The sequence below is a fragment of the Nocardioides sp. LHD-245 genome, from assembly GCF_030929495.1.
Classification (GTDB): domain Bacteria; phylum Actinomycetota; class Actinomycetes; order Propionibacteriales; family Nocardioidaceae; genus Nocardioides.
The window spans coordinates 318,042-339,836 of sequence record NZ_JAVFWN010000005.1 but is presented as its reverse complement, the minus strand read 5'-3'; the positions used below and the strand labels follow the sequence as shown (position 1 = coordinate 339,836).

The window sequence follows — 21,795 nt, the reverse complement described above, 5'->3', positions numbered from 1 at the left end:
AGGGTCCATGGCCAAGCTCTACGACACCAGCGATACTGACCCCGTCGCCGCCATCGAGAGCAGCGACGTGTAGGCACCGAGGATCACCTCAAAGCCCACCACCCCGCGGGGCTCTGTCCGCGTGGACGTCCCCGTCCGCCTCAGTTAGGTCTGCCAGGTCGTCGATCGCCGGGCGATGTCGTAGACAGCATCGACCTCGCGCGGCGACAAACGATGCGGCTGGGACAGCAGGTAGTGACTGATCCGACGGCGCATTACGACGACGACAGCGCCGTCCTCGGGTTGAGCCCGGACCTTGAAGCCCTTCCGGGCTCCCATCACCGCGATCACACCGGCCGCGGTCACCGGCAAGCCGGCATGTTCGGTAAGGAGTCGCGCGGCCCGTCGCGCCTCGTGCCGGCTGTTGCGGATGTAGGGCACTCGCTGCCCGTTGACCATGAAGGTGTCGCCTCCCACCCAGATCGATGCGTCCGGAAGGTGCTTCGCGTTGACGGTGAAGACCCCGGGCGGGCCGACCACGACGTGGTCGATGTCCGAGCCGCGCTCGCCCACGCGTACGGCGTGCAGGACCCGCCACGCCGGTCCGAGGGCCAGGAGCCGGGCGGCGACAGCCTCCTCACCGTCGGCACCGACCCGCCACGAGCGCTCCTCGGTGCGGGCGCCGACGAGCCGTGAGAGGACATGCTTGAACGTGCCTTGGGCCTCGCGCTCCGCCATCGCGCGCTCCCGTGCGGCGGCTCCTGCTCGGTTCGCGCTGATGTCGTGCCAGGTCGGTGGAGCAGGGGCGGCCGGCATCGTTGTGGCCGGCTGCGGTGCTGCAGCATCGGCAGGTTCGACAGATCGTCCGAGTGGTAACGACCCGTCTTCACGTCGTAGTAGCCAAGCGCCGTCCCGCCCGGCGTCTCGGCGTACAGCCGCTCGTGGCCGTACCTGGCCCACCGTCGCGCGATCCAGTCAGTCACCGTTGCCTCCCTGCCCCTCGCTGGAGCGTGCCACTACGGCCGTGGGAGCGGAGACGAATCAGCAAAGTCGCTGACCGTTGTCTGCTGCCGCTCGCCGCTGACCTCTCCGACGTCAGAGATCCACGCGGACGTCACCGCGCTCTGGAAATGCCGAACGGGCTACGTCGATGCGCGAAGGTAGCGGCGATGACGGCTTGTTGGCGGAGCTGTCGCGCTGACGCGACCCATGGTCACCAGTTTCCGCAGGATCGGTCGAAGCGCGTTCGGTGACTTCCCGAGGACGGCCGCCAGTTCGTTGACATCAAGCGGGCGGGAGTCGTCAAGCGCGTTCAGAACCTCCCGCTCGGACGGGCGCAGCGCAGGCTCAAGACTCCAGAGCTCGTACTCCTCATTGCCGATCTCTCGTAGTAGCCCCACATTGACGAGCTCCGTCAGAAGCTCTCGGGCATCGTCGGAGTCGATCCGGAGATCGGCTCGGACCCGGGAGACGGAAACCGTCCCCTCCCTCCTGGCCATCAGCAGCGCCGCATCCTCGAGCGCGCTGAGCTGCCGGTCAGTGAGATCGCGAAGCCAGCTCCTCAGCGCTGGGATCTCCGCCCCGTGCCGGCGGAGTTCCACGGTGACCTGGTCGGCGCTCGCCCGGAACCGCGGCCGGTCCAGAGCGTGGGCCTCCATCTCGTGGATCATCAACTTGACCCCGCCGCCCTGGCCTTCGACCGTCAGTCCTGCTCCGCTCGGAAACGGCACGCTCTGCAGGAGTTGCATCAGAGTCTGGTTGCGACACCTCGATGTGCCGTCATCCAAGTTCTCCAAGGTCTTGCCGCCCCATAGACCGCCCGGGTTGGTGACGACGACACGGTCGGGGAAGACGTCGACAGTCACGGGCTGGCCGCGGAACAGCTCGTGGTACTCGCGATGAACCACGGCGTTGGCGATCGCTTCACGCAGCACCTCCCGCGGGATCTCGAGGTGGTTCTCTCGTGCGGTGCCCTCGACAACGGAGTACGTCCGCAAGTTGCGAGCCACGGCCTGCACTGCTTGGTCGATCGCCTCGGGAAGTGGCCCCTCGCAAGAGACGCGGTCGAGGAACCGAACCTTGGCCCCCGGCATCGACTTCTCGTTGGTGGGGTGCACCGTCACGTCGATCAGGAGCCGGGGGAGGAACTGTTGAGGATAGATTCCGGCAACGACCAGCCCGGCAAGCCTGACGACGCCGTCCTTGGTCGTGGCGTTCAGGCGAGCGAGCTGAGCAGTCCGGTCCTCCGCGCCTCGAAGAGCCTTGGATTCCCGCTTCAGGTCGATGAGCCTTTCAACGAGCACTGGGTCGAGGTCGGTGATTTCCGCCTCCGGGATCGGCGTGCGGTCCGACTCCTGGGGAGTGAGTGCGCGTTGCATCTCGAAGAGCTCGGTCGTCGACAGCTTGATGTCCTTGTCGTCGACTCGCTTGTAGCTGCCCCCCTGGACCCCCTTGGCCCTGACGTAGCAAGGCTTGGTCCCCAGGTCGTTCTCGGCGATCGAGATGAGCAGCACGGGGGCGCCATCGACCAGGTGCCGCTCCAGGTCATAGGACGGTGGCATTGCCAGCCGACCATCGCTGCCGCCATCGCCGATGCCTTCGACGAACTGGTCGCGAACGCGGTCCAGATTGAATCCTCTGGCCGGGACGAACCCGTCGGCTTCGTCGAGCCCGAGCAGCAGGTAGCCGCCGTGCGTGTTGGCGAAGGCGCTGACCGTGTCCCAGACGTTGGCGCCCAGGCCTCCGCCGCATGCCTTGACCTCGACTTCGGCATCGTCGGTCGCCTGCCTGCGGAGACGCGCCACCACGGATTCGAGCTTCCCCGATTCCAACCGTCGTCTCCCTTCAGGGCGCACCTACAGCATCACTAGCTTGCTCACTGTACCTCAATCGCGCATCACTGTAGTTCAGTGAGTGTCAGTGACCCTCACTGTGCTTGACTGTCCGCCGTGGTTGAAAAGACCGACATCCAGCACCTCGTGAAGCAGCTGATGGCAGGCGCCACGCCCGAGGAGGGCAAGGCGCTCCTCGACGCGCTGATGAGCGGCCAGGTCACCAGCATCTTCGAGAAGCTCGAGCCCGCCGAACGGCCGGATCTCCTCCCGGTGCCGGAGCGACCGCGCGGGTTCCGGGTCCGGCTCGACCTGCACGGCGCCAAGCCGCCCATCTGGCGTCGCCTGGAGCTTCCCGGCGACCTGACGCTGCCACGTGTGCACATCGCGATCCAGGCCGCGATGGGGTGGTACGACTCGCATCTCCACCGTTTCCGCACCGGCAACGACCCCCGTTCGGCGAGCTTCGCGACCGAGTTCGACCTCGACGAGGGCGACGACGGAATGCCCGAGGCCGACGTACGCCTCGACCAGATCCTCGCCGAGAAGGGCGACCAGCTCTGGTACGAGTACGACTTCGGCGACGGGTGGGACCACAAGCTCGTCGTCGAGGCGGTCCTCGCCGACCCGCCCGCGACGGTGCGATGCACCGCCGGGCGGATGGCCTGTCCACCGGAGGACTGTGGCGGGATCTGGGGCTACGACGAGATCGCCGCCTGGGTGCGTAGCGGATACGACGACGCCCTCCTCCCGCAGTCGTTCGAGGACCCCGAGCACGGGCGGGACTGGCTGCCCCTCGACTGGCACCCCGACCACTTCGACCTCGACGAGATCAACGCTGCGCTCGAGGTGGCGGGTGCTGAACCGGTCGCTGTCACCGGGGAACTGGCCGAGTTGGCCGACCAGATGGAACGGCGTGGAGTCCAAGTGTTGAGAGAGGTCCTGGGACGCCCGATCTCCCACGCGCCCGTGGATCTCAGCGATGGCTCGGCGGCTCGCCTCACCGAGACCTATCGGACCTTCCTCGACATCGTTGACGACGGCGTTGCGCTCACCGCGGCCGGTTACCTCCGACCGGCGGTGGTGGAGGATATCGCCACCCGGACGGGCATCGCCGAGTGGTGGATCGGCAAGGCCAACCGCGAGGACATGACCCATCCCGTCGCCAAGATCCGCAGCACCGCGCGGGCCCTCGGCTTGGTCAGCGTGCGCAAGGGCCAGCTCACGCCGACCGCGGCCGCTCGACGCTGTGCGAGTGATCCGCAGGCGTTGCTCGCCTACATCGTGGGTCGCCTGCCGCTCGGCACTAAGGACTTCGAGCGCCAGGCTGGGTGGATGGTCCTGGCGGTGGCAGGCAGCGGGACCCCGGTCGACCACTGGCGCGACGAAACCTCGGAGCTGCTCCATGCCTTGGGGTGGAGCCATGGCCGTGACCGGTTCACCCCGCCACCGTCGATGAGCCCGACCTTCCAGGTCCTCGAGCAGTTGGCCGGCGCGTCCCGCGCCCGGTGGGGCGAGGTCAAGGGCACGGACTTCGCCGTCGCCGCGGCGGCACGGGCGGCGATTCAGCGGACCTGACTGTCGTCGAGGTCAGGGGAGCTGGGCTTCCGGGTTGTCCCTGCAGAACCGCTGGGCGTTGTCGTCGTCGACCAGCCCCTCGTCGGCCAGCCAACGCACGGCCCGCGCTCCCGCACGGCTGTCGCTGAAGGTGCGCCACGCCGACACCAGGTCGGGGTGACGTTGATGGAGCTCGTTCCCGAAGCGCCGGAAGGCGCCCTTGCCCTGAAGCGTCCGACTGAGGCGCTCGCCCGCCCTACGGTCGCTGATCCCTCGGCGAAGTCGACCATGTCCTGGTGCCAGACATACGACGGCAGCGGGTCGATGAGGACCAAGTGGTCCAGCTCGTCGATGTCGACAGAGTTCTCGCCGTCGATGCCGCAGTCGCTGGTCCAGAACAGAATCTCCCCACTATGCGGATCGATCAGCCACCGGTGGTCGTAGCCGGTCTGGTCGGCCAGGGCCGAGGCCAACCCCTCGATGTTGACGGCGTTCAGGTCAACCATCTTGGCAGCGTAGGCCGGTCGAAGCTCGCCGCCCAAGGGGTGCGGTTGGAAAGGCGACTGCCCCAAAGGCGGCGGAAAGGGCTAGGTCGGTGCTGACACCCGTAGGTGCAGCGAACCCCTTGGTCGCCGAGCACCAATCTGGTTCCTGGTCGTTTGCAGGGGCGAGGAGTGGGATGGTCCGCTGACATAGCGCTGCTCGAGTCCGTACCCCAGTCGCGAACCTCCACGACTAGCAGCCGCGGAACGCGGCTGGCGCAGTAGCCAGGCACATCAGAGGGAACATCTGCGAACCGGATGCCTAGACGTTAAGGTCAACAGGTACGCGAGAGGGGAAACATATGACTGCGTCAGAACTCGAGCAGGTAGAGACCGAAGCTTCAGCGCCAGCACCTCGACTCCCGCCGCTGGTGAGGAGTCTTGAGGTCGTAGAACTTTTTGGTCGGTACTCGTACAGGGTTCTCGTCCCCGAGGGTGCCCGAACCGACCGACTGGTTCTTTTCTACGGCGATAACGGCAAGGGCAAAACGACAATCCTTCGTTTGCTTTGGCACCTGCTGTCGCCGGCCGCCGACCGTCATCATCGATCTAGAATCGCAAAGATTCCGTTCAAGAATTTCCTGGTGCACCTGGAGGATGGCTCGAGCATCGAGGCTAGTCGGCCGGCCCCCGTCGCAGGCCCGTACTCCATCGTCGTTCGGGATCGATCGGGGCAGGCAATTTCGCACGGCGAATGGCCTACTTCAAAAGGAGCGCTGAGCGATTGGGATCTGGATACTCTTCGCGCTAATCTTTCTCATTTGCCGAAGGAATTGAAAGATGAGGCTGAAAGATCAGCGTCGCGTTTGGTTTACCTCGAAATGCTAGCAAATCTTGGCGCTCGGCCTTATTTCTTGGCTGACGATCGAAACATCTACAACGATGATCTTGACGAGACCGCCAAGGAACGCCGATTGCGGGAGCATGCCCACTGGACCCGCACGGAGCAGAGTGCCGAGGGTGTTGAGAACAGCAATGTCGCTGCCGAACTGCAGATGTCGATCTCACGTGCCAACGAGATCTTGCGGCAGATGACAATCGGCGGAACCCAAAGCGGGTCGGCCAACGCCAACGCTGTCTATCTTGATGTGATCACCAGATTGGCTGCTGTGCAGCCGGAAATGGGTCCCCAGCCGTACGTGTTGGACTCGTTGAAGGCTCGAATAATCGAACTCGGCGAACGCAGCCGGCCGTATGAGGAGTTGCGGCTTGTTCCCGAATTTCCTGACCGCCGCTTCTATGACACCCTCGAATTGCTTGCCGACGAAAACGCTGGCATTGCCGAAGAGGTGCTTGTCCCCTATCTCTCTACGATCGACGCACGCCTCGACGCACTTGAGGATGCTCAGTCTCTGATTTCGACGTTCTTGACGGAGACTAACGGCTTCTTGAATGACAAACAAATGGCGTTCTCGCCGCGGACCGGATTGCAGATTCTCACGGCTGATGATCGGCTAATGCCCTTGCAACTTTCCTCTGGAGAGCGGCAACTCGTGCTCTTGCTCTGCAACGCGCTTCTCGCGCGTCAGGGGTCAAGATTGTTCCTCATTGACGAGCCGGAGCTCAGTCTGAATGTGAAATGGCAACGACGCATCGTCGATTCCCTCCTTAAGGTGACGAACGATGCGCCTGTGCAGTTCTTTATTGCCACTCATTCGATCGAGTTGCTCTCTAGTTACAAGGCGAACGTCGTAAGACTGGAATCCCTTTGAGTAGTTCGGACGACGGGGATCGGTACTCGGTCGAAGCGTTGCTGGCTTTATACGAGTATGAACCCGAGTTGCGTGACGTCTACGTTGAAGGACCAACGGACGTTGGGTTTATTCGATGGTTTCTCGATGAGCGTGCCGTAGGGCCCGTGGGCGTATTTTCAGTTAGCGATCGCGTCCTAGTCGGTCGTGAACTCCTGGAGCAGTTGAGTTTGACGAGCGGCGAAAAGCAACGGGTGCAGGCGCTGGCAATTATGGCGCATCGCACATTAGCGCCCGGGCAGCGCGCGGTGACGTGTATCGTTGACGCCGATCTTGACCATCTTATCGGACCTCTAATTATCGAGCGTAGCTGTCTGATTACGACGGAAGTCCCTTCGCTGGAAAGTTACGTACTTGCAGAGCAGCCGATGCGTCGGCTTCTTAACCGAGGCCTCCATATCGGGGAATCCGCAAGCGCTGAGTCGGTGATCGACGCAATAGTTCCGACTCTGCGGGCGGCAGTGGCAGCTCGCGCTGCTCTGCACGCGTTCGGGATCGGTTGTATCGACGATGTGACGAAGGCCTGTGATGCTGTAAAGGGCGACGTCCCTTTGGTCATCAAGGAGGTTGTCACTCGTTCGATAGCGAAAATTAGAGTAGCCGAGCGGCCGGTACCTATTGATGTGATTGTCAATTGGGCTATTGACCTCGCCATGGTGGCGGAGAATGAACGTCAAGATGGCCGCGGCCATGACATTGCCCCGATAATGGTCAAGCATCTCGGTCTGAAAGGTGGCTTAGCGAATCGCGAGGCTATAGAGGCCGTCATGAGATCCAGTGTCGAAGTCTCGGACCTCCTCGGCTGCCGGACTTTCACCGAACTCGAGAAGCGTTTGACCGCGTAGTGGGCCCTTCGCGGTCTTATCTGGACGTATTCCCTCGCTTTTTGGTTGCTGCCTACATGCCGACCTTGGTCAATATGGGCGCCCCCGGTACGCAACTGGCGTGCGTCCTAGTGGGCGAAAGGAAGCGGCAGCTCTCTGGTGGTGTCAGCGGACGGGCTTGGCGCCGCGGCTCGATCGATCACGTCCAGGCGCAGACCTGCGGTGATCAGTCGTCGTCCGACGGTTCGAGCGATGCCGGCAGACACCGGCGCGCGAGGCGCTCCTGCGCGTCGCGGACGATCTCGCTGAGCTTCGCCTCCAACTCGGGCTTGGGCGGCAGAACGGGCCAGTACTCGGCGACAGCAATGCCGTCCTTGTGCATCTCCAGGAGCTCGACCTGCTCGCGGCTGACCTCCGTGCACAGGATCAGCCCGAGCGGAGCCTCTTCGCCAGCTTGACGTTCGTAACGATCGAGCCACTTGAGGTACAAGTCCATCTGACCCTTGTAGCTCGGCTTGAACCTCCCGATCTTCAGCTCGACGGCCATCAGGCGGCGGAGGGGGCGGCTGAAGAACAGGAGGTCCAGGGAGAAGTCGTCGCCGTCGATGGTCATCCGCTTCTGGCTGGCGATGAAGGCGAAACCCTGGCCGACCTCGAGCAGCAATGCCTGGACGTCGCGGAGAATCGCGGCCTCAAGGTCCTTCTCGAGGTAGCTGTCGTGGAGGCCGAGGGTGTCGAGGATCAGCGGGTCACGGAAGGTGTCGCGTGGGACTGCTGAGCCTTCGGGGATCTGCGAGTTGGCGATCTCGCGGCGCTCGTACGCCTTGCGCGCGATCGCGGCCCGCAGCTCTCGGACGCTTAGGTGCTTGGACGCGGCCTCATCGGCGTAGAAGGCCCGGGCCTCGTCTGAGCTGAGCGCGAGGAGCTCACGGAGGTGCGACCAGCTCAATTGCTGGGCGAGGGCAGCGACCTCGTCATGGTCTGGGAAGGCTCGCGCGAGCGCGACCCATGCGGACGACGTTGGTGCGATCGAAGCCTCGTCCGAACCGAGCCTTCAATTGGTGCGACAGTGTCGCAACAATCTGCTGGCCGTACTCCGCGCGGCTGTTGCGGAGGGTGTTGACGAGGATCGCACGCCCCACGAGCCAGTAGGTCATGGTGAGGGTGGCGTTGACCCGCATGGCCGCCGTACGCCGCCCTTCCTCGACGATCTGGACCAGATCGTCGAGCAGACCAGCCTCGTCGTCCGGTATGTCGTCTGTCGGAATGAGTTCGGTCATGACGCTCCTCCGGTCGGGCGATTGGTGCGACAGCGGGGCACCAATCTGCCTGGAGCCCCCGACACGGGGTTCACTCCGGTTGCCGTGAGTCGCGCCAGGCGTCGTACGACTGGCCGATCTTCTCGGCCAGCAGCCGGTCGCGGTCCAAGGTGGCGTGCTGGTAGATCGCATCGCGGCCTCGGGATGCGTGGCCGGCGCGGGCCTGGGGCTCCGCCGCGGTGGCGCCGTGTTGGCCAGCCATGGTCAGGGCCGTGAGGCGGAGGTGGTGGATCGTGAGGTCAGGCCGTCCGGCCTTCTCGTGAGTCGGGCGGCAGCGGTCCATGAGGTAGCGGGCGCTCATGTGGTCGGTGCGATCGCCCGGGAAGAGCAGGCGTCTCGGACCCGGCGCGGCGTGCTGGAGGAGATGTCCCTGCAGGGTTGATCGACCCCGCATCGGGTACGGCAGCCACGGACTCTTGCGGCCGAGCCCGGACGTCACCGGAGAATCTCCTGCGCGTCGGGGTGGACGTGAGGCCACAGAAGAGGCAGTGTCGGAGGGTGCTCCGGTTCTGCCGGGCACATCTCGGAAGACCCTCATCTCGGAAGGTTGTGAAGTGAAGAGAGCACTGACGATCGTGGCGTCGGTAGTAACGGCAGCAGCTGTGCTGGTGCCAGGGGGGAGCAGCAGCGCCGCGCCGCAGGCTCCGCAGGTCACGCAGGCCAAGCCCGCGTCGTACACACCGCCGGCGCCCGTGTGGGGCGCCTGCACCAACCAGCGTCTGATCGACGCGGGTGCGCAGTGCGCGATGCTCGAGGTCCCCCTCGACTACGACAAGCCCAAGGGCAAGAAGATCCAGATCGCCGTCAGCCGGGTGCTGCACACCAACCCGGACTACAAGGGCATGATCGCGGGCAACCCGGGCGGTCCCGGTGGGTCCGGTCTCGGCATGGCCCGCCTCGGCGCGGCGATCCCCAACGGTGTCGGCGCCAAGTACGACTGGTACGGCTTCGACCCGCGCGGTGTCGGCAGCAGTCAGCCGTCGCTGAGCTGCAACCCGAACTACCCGGGTGCGGGCTACGACCGGCCCAACTACGTGCCGACGAAGAAGAAGGACCTCAAGTGGTGGCAGCGGGTGACCAAGAAGTACGCCAAGGCGTGCTCGAAGTCCGACGCGAAGCGCCTCCTCAAGCACATCCACACCACCGACGTCGCCCAGGACCTCGAGAGCCTGCGCAAGGCCGTCGGTGCGCCGAAGCTCAACTACTACGGCTTCTCCTACGGCACCTACCTCGGGCAGGTCTACGCGACGATGTTCCCGAAGAAGGTCGGGCGGTTCGTGTGGGACGGCGTGCTCAACGCCGACCGGGCCTTCTACGAGTCCAACGTCGACCAGAACATCGCGTTCGACAAGAACATCCGCACGTACTTCAAGTGGCTCGCCCAGAACGACGCCGTCTACGGCCTCGGCACCAGCGGCAAGGCGATCCGCAAGGGCTACTACAAGCTGCTCAAGCGGCTCGACAAGCAGCCCGCCGCGGAGGGCAGGCTCGGACCCGACGAGCTCGGTGACGTGCTGCTCAGCGCCGGCTACTACGTCTACGACTGGAACACCATCGGCCTCGCGTACGCGAAGTTCGTCAAGACGGGCGACGGTGCGGACCTGATCGCGATGTACGCCGAGCCCGGCGACGACAACGGCTTCGCCGTCTACAACGCGGTGCAGTGCACCGACGCGAAGTGGCCGGACTGGAAGCAGACAGAGGCCGACGCCTGGCGCGTGCACAAGAAGCACCCGTTCCTGACGTGGGGCAACACCTGGTACAACGCGCCCTGCCTCAACTGGCCGGCCAAGTCCCAGCAGGCCTTCGACGTCAGCGGCAAGAAGGTGAAGTCGCCGATCCTGATGATCGCCGAGACCAAGGACGCCGCCACGGTGTTCTCCGGTGCGGTGGCCACGCGGAAGGCGTTCCCGAGCTCGTTCCTCATCGAGGGCAAGGGCGGTACGACGCACTCCGGCTCGCTGTCCGGCATCGCCTGCACCGACGACCTGGTGGCGAGCTACCTCGACACCGGGGTGCTCCCGAAGCGCAGCAAGAAGAAGCGCAGCGACCTCAAGTGCGACCCGGTCCCGCCGCCGGCGGCGAGCGCGTCGGCCCGGGGCACCGGTCCGCTGACGGTCGACGACCGGATGCCGGCCGACTTGCGCAGGCTGCTCGTCGAGGCGCAGTCCTCGGGTCGCTGATCCGCAGGGAGAGAAGTCACGAGTCACCGGGGTGATCCCCACCCACGAGCGGGCGTCGGCGTTCTCGCCGGCGCCCGCTCGCATCTGGCGACGGGCCCGCCGGAGGCATGGCAAGATTCGGCGCGTGAGCGGCATGGGGCGGATCGGCGGGATGGTGGCTGCCGTCATCATCGTCACCGGGCTCGCCGGCTGCAGCGGCGATCCGGACCCGGTCAAGCAGCAGGTGCCGGAGCCCGAGACCGCCGTCGCCGAGTACGACGCCTCCAAGGAGCCCTCCGCCGCGGTGCTGGCCCTCGTGCCCGCCACGGCCACGACGCTCGCGGTCACCGACTTCGACCAGCTCCGCCTGGTGCTCGGCTTCTCGACGCTCGACGGGGCCACGCCCGCTCCGGAGCGGGAGCGATTCTGGCGGCGGATCCGGCGCACCGCCGCCCTCTCCGAGGGGCTGTTGCGCCCGGTCGACCAGCGGCTGCGCAACCAGTTCGGCATCAGCCAGGACGACGTCGCCTGGGAGGCCAGCTGGTCCGGTGCGGACGGCGCCGGCGGCGGCTGGGTCCTCGCGTTCCACGACGACAAGGCGATGGCCGCGGTGCACCGGGCGGTCGAGGCCGGCGTCGGCCCGCTCGCGGGAGCGGTCGTCGACGACGCCCGCCGGCTGGTCACCTCGACGGCACCCCCCGCGCCGGCGGCGGCCTGGGGCGCCGACCCCGAGCTGGTCGCGCTGACGGGGAGCGAGGCCGTGTCGACGTACGTCGAGCGCGGCTGCACGCCCTTCGCCACGGTCTTCGGCGCCGGCATGGAGGAGCAGCTCGCCGCGGCGCCCGCCGCCGCGTTGCACGGGCTCGACGAGCTCGAGGCCTGGTCGGTGGCGCTGGGCACCGAGCTGGTGACGGTGCAGCTCGGCAAGGCGCGCAGCGACGCCTTCGACCGGGTCCGGCTGGCCGAGGTGATGCCGCCGACCGACCCGGAGTTCGGGCTGGTCATGAGCAGGGGCGTCGCGGATCCGTCGAGCGGGCGGCTGGGCTACACCCTGGCCGATCCGCCGGCCGCGGCCCGGCTGGTCCGCGAGCGGCGGCTGCCGTTCACGGTCTGCCCGAGCTGAGCGCGTCGTACTGCGCCCGGTCGTGGGCGCAGATGATCGTGACCTCGTCGCGCTGGTCGCGGGCCAGGTCCTGGAGCCGCTCGAGGTTGGCCACCCGCTGCCGGTTGTCGACGGCCATCAGCCGCTGGAACGCGGCCAGTGAGGCCGGGCAGGTCGGCGGATCGTCCAGCTGACCGCCGTGGAAGAAGGCGTCGCCCGCGTGGAGCAGCCACCGCCCGTCGTCGCGGCGTACGGCGACCCCGGCGTGGCCGCGGGTGTGGCCGTGCAGCGGGACGATCACGACGTCGTCGGCGAGCGCGGTGACCGAGGCGAACCCGAACCAGTCGTCGCCGCCCTCCTGGTGCAGCGACCACTGCGGGTCGTGCGCCCACTGGCCCGCGACGTAGCGGGCCTTCTCACGCAGCGACGGGCGCGTGGCCGCGGCGTGCTCCGTGGCGTGGACGTGCACCCGGGCGTTCGGGAAGTCGCCGATGCCGCCGGCGTGGTCGAGGTCGAGGTGGGTGAGCAGGATGTCGGTGACGTCGGCCGGGTCGTGGCCGCGCGCTTTCACCTGCGCCAGCGCGGTCTCGCCCGGGTCGAGGTCGGGGCGCACGGTGGTGAGGAACGGGCGGCCGAGGCGCTTGCGGTCGGCGAGGTCGCCGGTGCCGAAGCCGGTGTCGACGAGCGCGAGACCGTCGGCGCGCTCGAGGAGCAGCACGTGGGCGACCATGGTGGGAGCGAGCGGCGGCCGCATGGTCGCGCAGTTCAGGTGGTGGATCCGCACGGGCGTCAGCCTGTCACAGCGCGAGGTCGTGGAGCCGCTGAACAGTCGGGGAGGTCGGCACCGTGCTCGGGTCGGGTGCGGTGCCGAACAGCCGGTCCGCCGTCCCCGCGGTGGTGACGGTGAACCAGTAGTGCTCGCTCTTGTAGTGGTGCAGCCGGTGGTTGCGCCAGACCCTGCGGTACCACGTGGACCTCGGCCGGTAGTCGCTGTGCAGCAGGTAGTGGGTCCACTCGTAGCCGGACTTGATGGCGTAGACCGCCACCAGCAGCGTGAACATCGCGCCGGTGGTCGGGGTGACCAGCCAGGCCAGCAGGGTCCAGGTGGGCGCGAGCCACAGCTGCGCCTGCCACGGGATGAAGACGAGCGGGATCGCGCGGGGGTCGGCGTGGTGGGCGCGGTGCTTGCGCGCCAGGAGCGGGTCGAGGGTGACCGGCCCGACCCGGCGGGGCTTCCAGTGCAGGATGAACACGTGGACCACCCACTCCACGACCGGCAGGATCGCGACCAGTCCGAGCGGGACCGCCAGCTCCCACCAGCTGCCCGGGCCGGACAGCAGCCGTCCGGTGACCGCGGCGGCCAGACAGGCCGTCAGCAGGTAGGGGCTCGGGTGGCGCCAGAACGCGGCGAACACCTCGGCCAGTGACTGGTTGGTACGACGCCCGGCGGCCCGGTCGCCGACGTACTTGTCGAGGCGGGCCTCGTCGTCGGCGAGCCGGCGCTGCGCGTGCGCCTCGCGGGGACTCATCGGTCCTCCCCCATCGCGGCGAAGGCACCGAGCAGGGTGTCGGCGGTGGGCGTGAGCACCCGGGTCGCGGCGGCGCGGGCGGTCGGGGCGTCGCCGGCGCGGACCGCTGCGGTGAGCAGCCGGTAGGGCTCGACCTGGCCGATCTCACCGGCGAGCAGCGTCGCCAGGGCGGGCAGCGCCGGCTCGTAGGCGCCGCGCAGGCTGTTGAACATCAGCCGGAACACCATCGAGTCAGCGCCGTCGACGAGCAGGTCCCAGTAGTCGAGGGCGAGCACCTGCCAGTCGACCGCGTCGGTCGTGGTGGCCATCGTGTCGATCACGGCGTCCAGCCCGGCGGCGAGGGTCGGCCCGCCCCGCTCGGCGGCCAGGGCGGCGATCCCGGGGCCGACCTCGGCCCGGGCCTCGATCACGCTACGGCCGATCGCGGTGTCGAGGGTGCCGCCGCGGACGAGCAGCCGCGGCAGCAGGTCGAGACCGGCGGCACGGCGGAAGTCGCGGACCAGGGTGGCGCCGCCGTGGCGGACCTCCACCAGCCCGGTCTGCGCGATCCGTTGCAGTGCCTCGCGCACGGCCGGCCGGGAGATGCCGAGCACCTCCGCCAGCCGGCGCTCGCTGGGCAGCGGCTCGCCGGCCGCGAGCTCGCCGTCGACGACGTCGTCGAGGAGCTGGTCGAAGACCTGGTCGGAGACGGAGCGGCGGGTCACGGGACGCAGGGCCATGGGCGTCACCGTAGGCCGAGCCGGTCAGGTGGTCAAGTGGTCATACCAGTTCGTCTTGCTGGCGGGAGTCCTTCGCTGCCGCGCTGCCTGTGGGGTGTGCAGCCCGGCAGCGAAGGTGGTGCGGAGAGTCCCGCCCCCTGCAGGTCGCCCTCCCCCCAGCGGCGACCCGGACCGGCCGCCGTCGTGGTGGGGACCCGTGGCGACCGGTACAGAGGAGACACCCCCGGCCCGGCGTCCTTACGCGGTCGCGACACCGATTTTTCGGGCCGGTGGCGAGGGTGCCCGGACAGGCCCGGCGAAAGTGACGCGCGCGCGGGCAGCGACCCGGGCGCCCGGACGTCGAGCCGGATCCGGGCCCGCACCGGACCGTCGAGGTGTCGCCTCGTAGGCTGCTGGTGTGGTCCGGTGGTGGAGCGTGCGGCTGTGGGGTGCCCACCTGCTCGGCCTCCTCTGCGTCGGGATCGCCGTCGGCATGGGCGGGTGGCAGTACGACGCCTACCAGGCCCGCCGCGCCGCCGAACGGGTCGACCTCACCCAGGCCGACCCGGTGCCGATCGGCGACGTGATCCGTCCCGACGACCCGTTCCCGACCGCCGGACTCGGCCGCCCGGTCGACGTCCGCGGCACCTTCCTGCCCGAGGGCACCGTCCTGGTGTCCGGCCGCGCGAGTGCGGCCGGAGCCGAGGGCGGCTGGCTGGTCACGCCGATCACGGTCGGTGACCCGGCCGCTCCCGCCGTACCGGTCGTGCGGGGCTGGGTGCCCGACGGCACCGACCTCGCCACCCTGCCCGCGCCGCCGGTCGGCGAGGTCGACCTCCGCGGCTGGCTGCAGCCGCCGGAGGGCAGCGGCCAGGTCGACGACGACCCGAGCGACGACGTCCTGCCGGAGCTGCGCATCGCCGACCTCGTGCAGCGCGTCGACCAGGATCTCTACGGCGCCTACGTCATCGCCGAGGAGCCGCCCGCCGGCGACGCGGCCGCCGGCGTCGACGGCGCGACCCTCGACCAGCTCCCGGAGGCCAGCCGGTTCACCGGGCTGCGCAACCTCCTGTACGCCATCGAGTGGTGGGTCTTCGCGGCGTTCGCGGCCTTCCTGTGGTTCCGCTACGTGCGCGACGCCACGTCCGAGCGGGCCGTCGAGGAGGCCGCTGCCGAGGACGACGAGGACGTCGTCGTACCCTCGGAGCCGTGACCAAGCTCTTCACCGTCTACCGCGTGCTCGCGCTCGTCGTCGGCGTGCTCCTGCTCGTCGGCACCGTCGGCTCGGTGTTGAAGTACCTGCTCGAGGACGGCACCACGCTGCAGCGGTTCGGTGACGACCTCACCCCGATCTGGCTGATCCACGGCTGGATCTACATCATCTACGTCGTCGTCGCCTTCCTCCTGACGCAGAAGGCGCGCTGGACGATCCCCCAGCTGCTGCTGATGCTCGTCGCGGGCCTGATCCCCGGCCTGATCTTCTGGGTCGAGCGCCGGGTCGCCCAGCGGCTGCGCGAGGACAACCCGGAGCTCGCGAACAGCTGACGTCGTGCGGACGATCGGACGGGGCGAAGAGCTCGAGCGGCTGCGTACGGCGCTCGCCCGGTCCGAATGTCACGTCCTCCTGATCGCCGGTGAGGGTGGCGTCGGCAAGACCCACCTGCTCGACGTCCTCGCCGACGACGCCGATGCGGTGCGGGCCTACGGAACCGCCGCCATGGCGGGGGTTCCGCTCAGCGCCATGGCCCACCTGGTCGGGCCGTCGTCGGCCGCGTTGACGGCGATGGTCGCGGACGTCGTCCGGGCCGTTCCGGCCGGCGGGGTGCTCGCGGTCGATGACCTCGACCAGTGCGACGACGTCTCCCTCGGGGTCGCCCTGCGGGTGGCCCGCGACCACGGCCGCACCCTGGTGGCGACGGTGCGGACCCGCGACGGAGAACTGCCTCCGACGATCCGGGCGTTCGCCCACGATCTCGGGACGGAGCTCGTCACGCTCCCCGCCTTCACCCGTGAGGACACCGAGCGGTTCGTCCAGGAGCTGCTGGGTGACGTCGTCGACGCCGGGATCGTCCAGGAGGTCTGGAGTCGCACGGGAGGCAACGCGCTGTTCATCGCGCAGGTCATCGGGGAGGCGCGGCACGCCGGGACGCTGCACCACTCGTCGGCGGGCTGGGTTGCCCACGGCAGTCTGAGCGTGCCGGTGAGGCTGCGGCAGGCGCTGCTGGCGCGGCTCGAGGGCGAGGCTGACGAGGTCCGCGAGGCGGCGGGGTTCGTCGCCGCCGTGGGCCGGATGACACTCGAGGAGGTGGAGGGATCGGCGAGGTCGGCCGACATCGACCGGCTGCTCGACATCGGCGTCCTCGTCTGGGACGGACCCGTCCTGCGCTTCGTCCACCCGCTCTTCGCCGAGGTCGTCTGGGACGGCACCTCGCCTCTGGTGCGGCGCCGACTGCTGCGCGAGCAGCTCGCCCTGGCCAGGTCGATGCCGACGCCCGACGTCGTCCGGATCGCCGTCCTGGGGCTGGACGCGGGTGAGCCGACCGAGGCCACCTGGCTGCTCGCCGCCGCCCGGTTGGCGAACGCCGGAGGCTCGGCGGAGACGGCCCGCCGGCTGGCTCGCGCCGCCGTCGACCTCGGCACCGGAGATGTGGCGGGCCTGGCGGCGCTCGTGCTGGCGGCGGCCCTGAGCGAGCTGGGCCGCTCCGCCGAGGCGGTGGTGACACTCGAGCAGACCCTGGCCCGCATCGAGCCCGGTCCGCTGGCGATCGCCTTGGCCGTCACGGCGCACAAGCTGATCGTGTGGGGCACCTTCGATCTCGCCGCGGCCGCCGCTGCACTGCGCGCGGAGGCGCGACGGTATCCGCCCGGCGCTCCGATGGTGCGCGAGGCCTTCGCCATCGCCGAGGCGGACAGCCGGGTCTACGCCGTCGAGGTCCATCGGGCGCAGGTCCTCCTCGACGGCATCGACCTCGCCGCCCTGCCCCCGGCGCTGCGCACGCTCCACTCGACCACCCGCGCGCACGTACTGACCCATCTCGGCCGCACGGGCGAGGCCCTGGACCTGGCGGCGCACACGCTGCAGGCCGAGCTGGACCATCCCGAGGAGGTCGTGCCCGGCACCCGCGACCGACTGCTGACGATCGCCAGCCACGCCGCGCGGGAGCACGGCCGCTACGACCTGGCCGTCGAGTACGCCGAGCGTTCGCACGACGGAGCGTTGCGCGACGGCATCGTGGTCGGCCGAGCCTGGGGAGCGGTGGTCGCGTCCGCCGCCTGGGCGCAGATCGGTGATCTGGACGCCGCGGTCATGTGGGCGCGGCGGGCGCTCGTCGCCGCGACCGCCTGCGCCATGGTCGATGCCGAACGCCTGGCGATCGCCGTCCTCATGGTCGCGACCGGCAGCCGGGGCCGGGCGGTGCCCGCCGAGCTGCTGGCCCGGCTCGCCGAGCTCCCGACCGGGGTCGGGTTCCTGCGGCACATGATGCCCATCGCCCACGCCTGGGCCGAGTACGGCGCCGGGCGCCTCGAGCGCGCCAGGACGGTGCTGCGCACGGGTTCCGACGATGCCCGCGCCGCGGACGCCCGGATCACCGAGGCCTGGATCCTGCACGAGAGGGTCCGGCTGGGCGACCGGGCGGGGGTGGCCATGCGGATGGCCGCCCTCGAGCTCGACTCGCCTCTCGCGGAGGCGCGCCTCCGCCTCGTCACCGCACTGGACCGGCACGACGGAGTCGGCGTCCTCGCCGCGGCGGACGCCTTCCTCGAGCTCGGTGCCGTCCTCGCGGCAGCCGAGGCGGCGGCGGAGGGTGCCCGGCTGCTGACGGGTCGTGCCGCGGCCGCCGCGCGGCGCCGGGCCCACGAGCTGGCCGCCAGGATCGGGCAGCCCCCGACGCCGATGCTGGTCGGTCTCCCCGAGGATCCGCTGAGTCCGCGCGAGCGGACGGTGGCCGAGCTCGCCGCGGACGGAGCCTCGAACGCCGAGATCGCCGACCGGCTCCACCTGTCGGTCCGGACCGTCGAGAACCACCTGAGCCGCGTGTACGCCAAGCTCGGGGTCTCCTCGCGAGCCGGCCTGACGGCGGTGCTCGGCGTACCCGACCGCGGTTGACCCGAGCGCGACCGACCGCAATTGAGTGGTCACCACTCATGTCGGGGGTGTCGTCGCGTTCCTAGCCTCCGTGAGACCGGACGGTCCCGTCCGGATCACGCGCGCCCCGCTCGGGCGGGGTCTCGGAAGGAAGCAGAGATCATGACCGTCCTTCGCAGGCTCCTCGCACCCGGCGTCGTGCTGGCCGCGGTACTGGCCCTCGCCCTGGCCGGCGGCTCCTACGCCGCCGGCAAGATCACCGGCAAGCAGATCGCCAAGAACGCGATCACGTCCAAGCACGTCAAGGACGGCAGCCTGGCCGCCGCCGACCTGTCGCCCGCGGCGCTGGCCGCGCTCAAGAGCGGTTCCGGCGAGAAGGGTGCCAACGGTGCGCCCGGCGTGCCGGGTCCGCAGGGCAGCACCGGACCCCAGGGCGCGACCGGCCCGCAGGGTGTGCCAGGCCCGCAGGGCACGACCGGTCCCCAGGGTCCGCAGGGTTCGCAGGGTGCGACCGGGGCCACCGGGGCCCAGGGACCGGCCGGAGTCCTCGGCCTGCAGAAGGTCGAGAAAGGCTTCCCCAGCGGCATCCTCGGCGGTGGCGGGGAGGCGACGCTCTTCGTCGCGTGTCCCGCGGGCAAGGTGTTGATCGACTGGGCGTTGAAGACGGGGACCAACATCGACGACCTGGTGGCGGTGGCCAAGTACGAGGAGAACGGATTCGGGATGCCCGACGAGGTCGGCGTCCGGGTCCGCAACGACGGGCCAGGGCCCAGCCAGCCGACCGTCGTCGTGCTCTGCGTGACTCAGAACTGAGGCGCGGTCCGCGCTCAGCCCCGCGGCTCCTCCGGGAGCGGATCGGTCAGCGGGTCCGGCGACGGCGGCGGGGGGACCTGCTCCGGCGCCGGATCCGGCGGTCGACGACGACCCGAGCGACGACGTCCTCCCGGAGCTGCGCATCGCCGACCTCGTGCAGCGCGTCGACCGGGATCTCTACGGCGCCTACGTCATCGCGGAGGAGCCGCTGGTCGCCGACGCTGCGGCCGGCCTGGACGGCAGCGGGACGGGACGTCCGACTCATCCCGGACGTGAGTCAGGACCTCCCGGGGGGAGTCGCGCACGTCGACCGAAGCCGCAGATGGCCGCGATCGCGACCACCCACACGGCCGCATTGAGCAGCGAGGCCACGACGAACCCGCGCTCGGTCGGGGTCGGACCGCCGCTGGCCAAGGTCAGTACGGTGACCACGAGCGCGCTGCCGACGGCGAAGCCGAAGTAGCGCAGCACCTGGTTGAAGGCGAGCGCGCTACTGGTCTCGGCGACGGGCACGACCCGGACCAGCAGGACCGGCAGCGTCGCGAAGGTGCCGCCACTGCCGAGCCCGGCCACGACCATCGCGACGACGGCATGCCATATCCGATCGTGCCGGAACGCGAGGAACACCGTGGAGATCAGGTAGATCGCGCAGCCGAACGGAAGCACCCTGGCCGGATCGACGTACCGGCCGACCAGCAGGGACACGCGGCTGCCGAGCACGCTCATCACGGAGTACGGCACCAGTAGCAGTCCCGCGACCAGCACCGACGAGCCCAGGCCCCAGCCCTCCGCGGTCCGCGTCTGCACCAGCACCATGAGCAGGGTCAGGCCCATGTACATCCCTGCGCCCGCGAGGAGGCCGGCGATGTTGGGGCCGGCAGCGGCGGTCGTGAACGCGAGGCGGAGGTCCACCAGTGGGTTGGCGCGAGCCAGGGAGACGCGAACCCAGAGGGCGACGGCCGCCGAGCCGGTGGCGAGCAGCGTGATTGTTCGAGGATCGTCCCAGCCCCAGCTCGTCGTCCGGCTCACTCCCAGCAGGAGCGCGACGGTGCCGGCGCCGAGCAGGAGTGCGTCCGTGACATTCACCGGTGCCGGCGCTGCGAACGGCGCGGGCGGCACATACCGCGCTGACAGCATCAGCGTCAGGAGGCTGATGATCGTCCCGAACCAGAATGCCGCCGCGAGGCCGCCGACCTGCGCGACCAGCGCGGCCAACGGATAGCCCACCCCGGCTCCGGCGACCATGCCGACGGACAAGACAGCCATCACGGAGCTCACCCGCTCGGGCGGGAACACGTCGCGGGCGACCGCCATGGCCAGCGGAGCCATCGCCATGCCGATGCCCTGTGCGGCTCGGCCGGCGATCAGGACAGGAAGCCCGAGTGCCGAGATCTCGATCGCGAGCGCGCTGAGGACGGTGCCGGCGATGACCACACCGAGACCCGTCACGATCATCGTGCGCCGACGATGCGCGACGGCGTACCGCCCGATCAGCGGAGTGCTCACCGCGGCGGCGATCATGGTCGCGGTCAGCGTCCACTGGGCCGAGGTGAGCGGGACGTCGAGCTCGCGGGCGATCCTGGGGACCAGCGAGGCGCCGAGGCTGCTGACGATCCCGCCGACCGTGGTCAGTAGGAGCAGCGTGGGGAGGAGCTTCGGCGGTGGCAACCGTCAGCGGTTCGCATAGCCCAGACGAGCCGAGATCGCCTGGGTACGCTCGAGCAGTATCTGCGCCAACTCCTCCACCCGGGGGTGGATCCGGTCGCCCGGGCCGCACACGCTGATGACGGCCACCGGTTTGGATTCGAAGTCGAGCAGGGGAGCGGCCACTGCTCCCGAGCCCTGCTGTCGTTCGCCGAAGGAGAAGGCGTAGCCACGCTCGCGGACGTCGCGAAGCTCCTGGAGCAGCTCGTCGCGGTCGACCTTCGTCTGCTCGGTCAGCTGGACGAGGTCGACGCTGTCGAGGTAGTCCTCCTGCTCCTCGCGCGGCAGGAAGGCCAGGAACGCCTTGCCCGAACTGCCCGCGTGCAGGGGGAAGCGGTCGCCGACCTGCACCGACATGATCACCAGCCGCTTGGGGGTGACCTGGTCGAGGTAGACGCGGTGGTATCCATGGCGGATCGACAGCGTGGACGTCTCGTCGGTGGTGGCGCTGAGCTCTCGCAGCGTGTCGCGGGTGAGGTCCCGGACGTCGACTCGCTGGCTGTACGTGCTGCCCATCACGAGCCAGGAGGGCCCGAGGTTGTAGCGCCGGGACGTCGGATCCAGCTCGAGGAAGTCGCGTCCGCACAGCGTCGTGACGATCCGGTGCACCACCGCCTTGGGCAGGTCCAGCTCCCGGGAGATCTCGGTGATCCCCAGGCTCGTCGTGTTCGGGCGGGCGAAGAGCATCAGTACGTCGAGTGCGCGCTCGAGCCCCTCGAGGGTTCGGCTCCCGCGCGCGGGAGCGGTGGCTCCCTTCGGAGGCGGGTCGGCGGTGGGCGGCACGGCAGGTCCTTGCTCGGGGGCGGGCGGGTGTCGGGGCACGGCGGTCGTCGTGCGGCCGCCAGCCTACGAAGGACGTGACCTCGCTCGGTGACGGATCGACAACTTTGACAGTGG

General features: G+C 69.0%; 21 protein-coding genes. 9 read left to right on the top strand and 12 right to left on the bottom strand.

Annotation, left to right across the window (positions count from 1 at the left end):
- Positions 1–144: 144 nt before the first annotated feature.
- Together RB608_RS10620 and RB608_RS10615 are read right to left on the bottom strand one after the other, a co-directional pair.
- Positions 145–717 carry a nuclease-related domain-containing protein gene (locus tag RB608_RS10620; protein ID WP_308087846.1) on the bottom strand — a complete coding sequence of 191 codons (573 nt, stop codon included), beginning with the start codon at positions 715–717 and terminating at the stop codon, positions 145–147.
- Between the two features lie 404 nt (positions 718–1,121).
- On the bottom strand, positions 1,122–2,786 hold the full coding sequence (locus RB608_RS10615) for an ATP-binding protein (RefSeq protein ID WP_308087845.1): 1,665 nt from the start codon (positions 2,784–2,786) through the stop codon (positions 1,122–1,124).
- 141 nt (positions 2,787–2,927) lie between these two features.
- Here RB608_RS10615 and RB608_RS10610 point away from each other — a divergent pair, with 141 nt between their 5' ends.
- A complete protein-coding gene (locus RB608_RS10610) occupies positions 2,928–4,388 on the top strand; it encodes a plasmid pRiA4b ORF-3 family protein (protein WP_308087844.1) in 1,461 nt (486 codons plus the stop codon).
- Here RB608_RS10610 and RB608_RS10605 read toward each other — a convergent pair.
- Entirely contained in the window at positions 4,376–4,873 is a 498-nt protein-coding gene (locus tag RB608_RS10605; RefSeq protein WP_308087843.1) for a hypothetical protein, read from the bottom strand. The genes RB608_RS10610 and RB608_RS10605 overlap by 13 nt on opposite strands.
- Positions 4,874–5,211: 338 nt before the next feature.
- On the opposite strand from RB608_RS10605, the gene RB608_RS10600 reads away from it, so the two are divergent.
- Both RB608_RS10600 and RB608_RS10595 read left to right on the top strand, forming a co-directional pair.
- Positions 5,212–6,621 (top strand): AAA family ATPase, encoded by a 1,410-nt coding sequence (locus tag RB608_RS10600; protein WP_308087842.1) that lies wholly within the window; start codon positions 5,212–5,214, stop codon positions 6,619–6,621.
- Positions 6,622–6,689: 68 nt separating this feature from the next.
- On the top strand, positions 6,690–7,505 hold the full coding sequence (locus RB608_RS10595) for a hypothetical protein (protein ID WP_308087841.1): 816 nt from the start codon (positions 6,690–6,692) through the stop codon (positions 7,503–7,505).
- 205 nt (positions 7,506–7,710) lie between these two features.
- Here the strand turns inward: RB608_RS10595 and RB608_RS10590 are convergent, their stop codons facing one another.
- The 3 genes from RB608_RS10590 to RB608_RS10580 all read right to left on the bottom strand — a co-directional run bounded on the left by RB608_RS10590 (position 7,711) and on the right by RB608_RS10580 (position 9,242).
- Complete coding sequence (locus RB608_RS10590; protein ID WP_308087839.1) at positions 7,711–8,433, bottom strand: PDDEXK nuclease domain-containing protein; 723 nt, start codon at positions 8,431–8,433, stop codon at positions 7,711–7,713.
- A 25-nt stretch (positions 8,434–8,458) separates the two neighbouring features.
- On the bottom strand, positions 8,459–8,764 hold the full coding sequence (locus RB608_RS10585) for a DUF1016 N-terminal domain-containing protein (protein ID WP_308087838.1): 306 nt from the start codon (positions 8,762–8,764) through the stop codon (positions 8,459–8,461).
- A 70-nt stretch (positions 8,765–8,834) separates the two neighbouring features.
- On the bottom strand, positions 8,835–9,242 hold the full coding sequence (locus RB608_RS10580) for a hypothetical protein (RefSeq protein ID WP_308087836.1): 408 nt from the start codon (positions 9,240–9,242) through the stop codon (positions 8,835–8,837).
- A 115-nt stretch (positions 9,243–9,357) separates the two neighbouring features.
- Here RB608_RS10580 and RB608_RS10575 point away from each other — a divergent pair, with 115 nt between their 5' ends.
- Positions 9,358–10,986, top strand: coding sequence for an alpha/beta hydrolase (locus tag RB608_RS10575; RefSeq protein WP_308087835.1), 1,629 nt, complete (start codon positions 9,358–9,360; stop codon positions 10,984–10,986).
- Positions 10,987–11,110: 124 nt separating this feature from the next.
- Positions 11,111–12,088 carry a hypothetical protein gene (locus RB608_RS10570; RefSeq protein ID WP_308087834.1) on the top strand — a complete coding sequence of 326 codons (978 nt, stop codon included), beginning with the start codon at positions 11,111–11,113 and terminating at the stop codon, positions 12,086–12,088.
- On the opposite strand, the gene RB608_RS10565 is transcribed toward RB608_RS10570, so the two are convergent.
- Genes RB608_RS10565 through RB608_RS10555 form a run of 3 tightly spaced genes read right to left on the bottom strand, consistent with a single transcriptional unit; the run spans position 12,069 to position 14,315 of the window.
- On the bottom strand, positions 12,069–12,851 hold the full coding sequence (locus RB608_RS10565; RefSeq protein WP_308087833.1) for an MBL fold metallo-hydrolase: 783 nt from the start codon (positions 12,849–12,851) through the stop codon (positions 12,069–12,071). The two genes, RB608_RS10570 and RB608_RS10565, sit on opposite strands and share 20 nt — an antisense overlap.
- Before the next feature lie 13 nt (positions 12,852–12,864).
- Entirely contained in the window at positions 12,865–13,596 is a 732-nt protein-coding gene (locus tag RB608_RS10560; RefSeq protein WP_308087832.1) for a sterol desaturase family protein, read from the bottom strand.
- Positions 13,593–14,315 carry a GntR family transcriptional regulator gene (locus RB608_RS10555; protein WP_308087831.1) on the bottom strand — a complete coding sequence of 241 codons (723 nt, stop codon included), beginning with the start codon at positions 14,313–14,315 and terminating at the stop codon, positions 13,593–13,595. Before RB608_RS10555 ends, RB608_RS10560 begins: the two co-directional genes overlap by 4 nt.
- 397 nt (positions 14,316–14,712) lie before the next feature.
- Here RB608_RS10555 and RB608_RS10550 point away from each other — a divergent pair, with 397 nt between their 5' ends.
- The 4 genes from RB608_RS10550 to RB608_RS10535 all read left to right on the top strand — a co-directional run bounded on the left by RB608_RS10550 (position 14,713) and on the right by RB608_RS10535 (position 19,194).
- Positions 14,713–15,507, top strand: coding sequence for an SURF1 family protein (locus tag RB608_RS10550; protein WP_308087830.1), 795 nt, complete (start codon positions 14,713–14,715; stop codon positions 15,505–15,507).
- The gene (locus tag RB608_RS10545; RefSeq protein WP_308087829.1) at positions 15,504–15,839 is read left to right on the top strand and encodes a DUF3817 domain-containing protein; all 336 of its coding nucleotides are present in this window, start codon (positions 15,504–15,506) and stop codon (positions 15,837–15,839) included. The genes RB608_RS10550 and RB608_RS10545 overlap by 4 nt, the downstream gene beginning before the upstream one ends.
- 4 nt (positions 15,840–15,843) lie before the next feature.
- Complete coding sequence (locus RB608_RS10540) at positions 15,844–18,402, top strand: LuxR C-terminal-related transcriptional regulator (protein ID WP_308087828.1); 2,559 nt, start codon at positions 15,844–15,846, stop codon at positions 18,400–18,402.
- Positions 18,403–18,543: 141 nt separating this feature from the next.
- A complete protein-coding gene (locus RB608_RS10535) occupies positions 18,544–19,194 on the top strand; it encodes a hypothetical protein (protein ID WP_308087827.1) in 651 nt (216 codons plus the stop codon).
- A 46-nt stretch (positions 19,195–19,240) separates the two neighbouring features.
- Here RB608_RS10535 and RB608_RS10530 read toward each other — a convergent pair whose 3' ends face one another.
- The 3 genes from RB608_RS10530 to RB608_RS10520 are packed head-to-tail and all read right to left on the bottom strand — an operon-like array spanning position 19,241 to position 21,681.
- Positions 19,241–19,459: a hypothetical protein gene (locus tag RB608_RS10530; RefSeq protein WP_308087825.1), complete on the bottom strand. Its 219-nt coding sequence runs from the start codon at positions 19,457–19,459 to the stop codon at positions 19,241–19,243.
- Entirely contained in the window at positions 19,456–20,862 is a 1,407-nt protein-coding gene (locus RB608_RS10525) for an MFS transporter (RefSeq protein ID WP_308087823.1), read from the bottom strand. The genes RB608_RS10530 and RB608_RS10525 overlap by 4 nt, the downstream gene beginning before the upstream one ends.
- Positions 20,863–20,865: 3 nt before the next feature.
- Complete coding sequence (locus RB608_RS10520) at positions 20,866–21,681, bottom strand: IclR family transcriptional regulator (protein ID WP_308087822.1); 816 nt, start codon at positions 21,679–21,681, stop codon at positions 20,866–20,868.
- Between the last annotated feature and the right edge of the window lie 114 nt (positions 21,682–21,795).

Coding starts and splice junctions, on each gene's coding strand:
- RB608_RS10620 (WP_308087846.1), bottom strand. CDS start 717: ATGGCGGAGCGCGAGGCCCAAGGCACGTTCAAGCATGTCCTCTCACGG.
- RB608_RS10605 (WP_308087843.1), bottom strand. CDS start 4,873: ATGGTTGACCTGAACGCCGTCAACATCGAGGGGTTGGCCTCGGCCCTG.
- RB608_RS10600 (WP_308087842.1), top strand. CDS start 5,212: ATGACTGCGTCAGAACTCGAGCAGGTAGAGACCGAAGCTTCAGCGCCA.
- RB608_RS10585 (WP_308087838.1), bottom strand. CDS start 8,764: ATGACCGAACTCATTCCGACAGACGACATACCGGACGACGAGGCTGGT.
- RB608_RS10560 (WP_308087832.1), bottom strand. CDS start 13,596: ATGAGTCCCCGCGAGGCGCACGCGCAGCGCCGGCTCGCCGACGACGAG.
- RB608_RS10555 (WP_308087831.1), bottom strand. CDS start 14,315: ATGGCCCTGCGTCCCGTGACCCGCCGCTCCGTCTCCGACCAGGTCTTC.
- RB608_RS10535 (WP_308087827.1), top strand. CDS start 18,544: ATGACCGTCCTTCGCAGGCTCCTCGCACCCGGCGTCGTGCTGGCCGCG.
- RB608_RS10530 (WP_308087825.1), bottom strand. CDS start 19,459: ATGAGTCGGACGTCCCGTCCCGCTGCCGTCCAGGCCGGCCGCAGCGTC.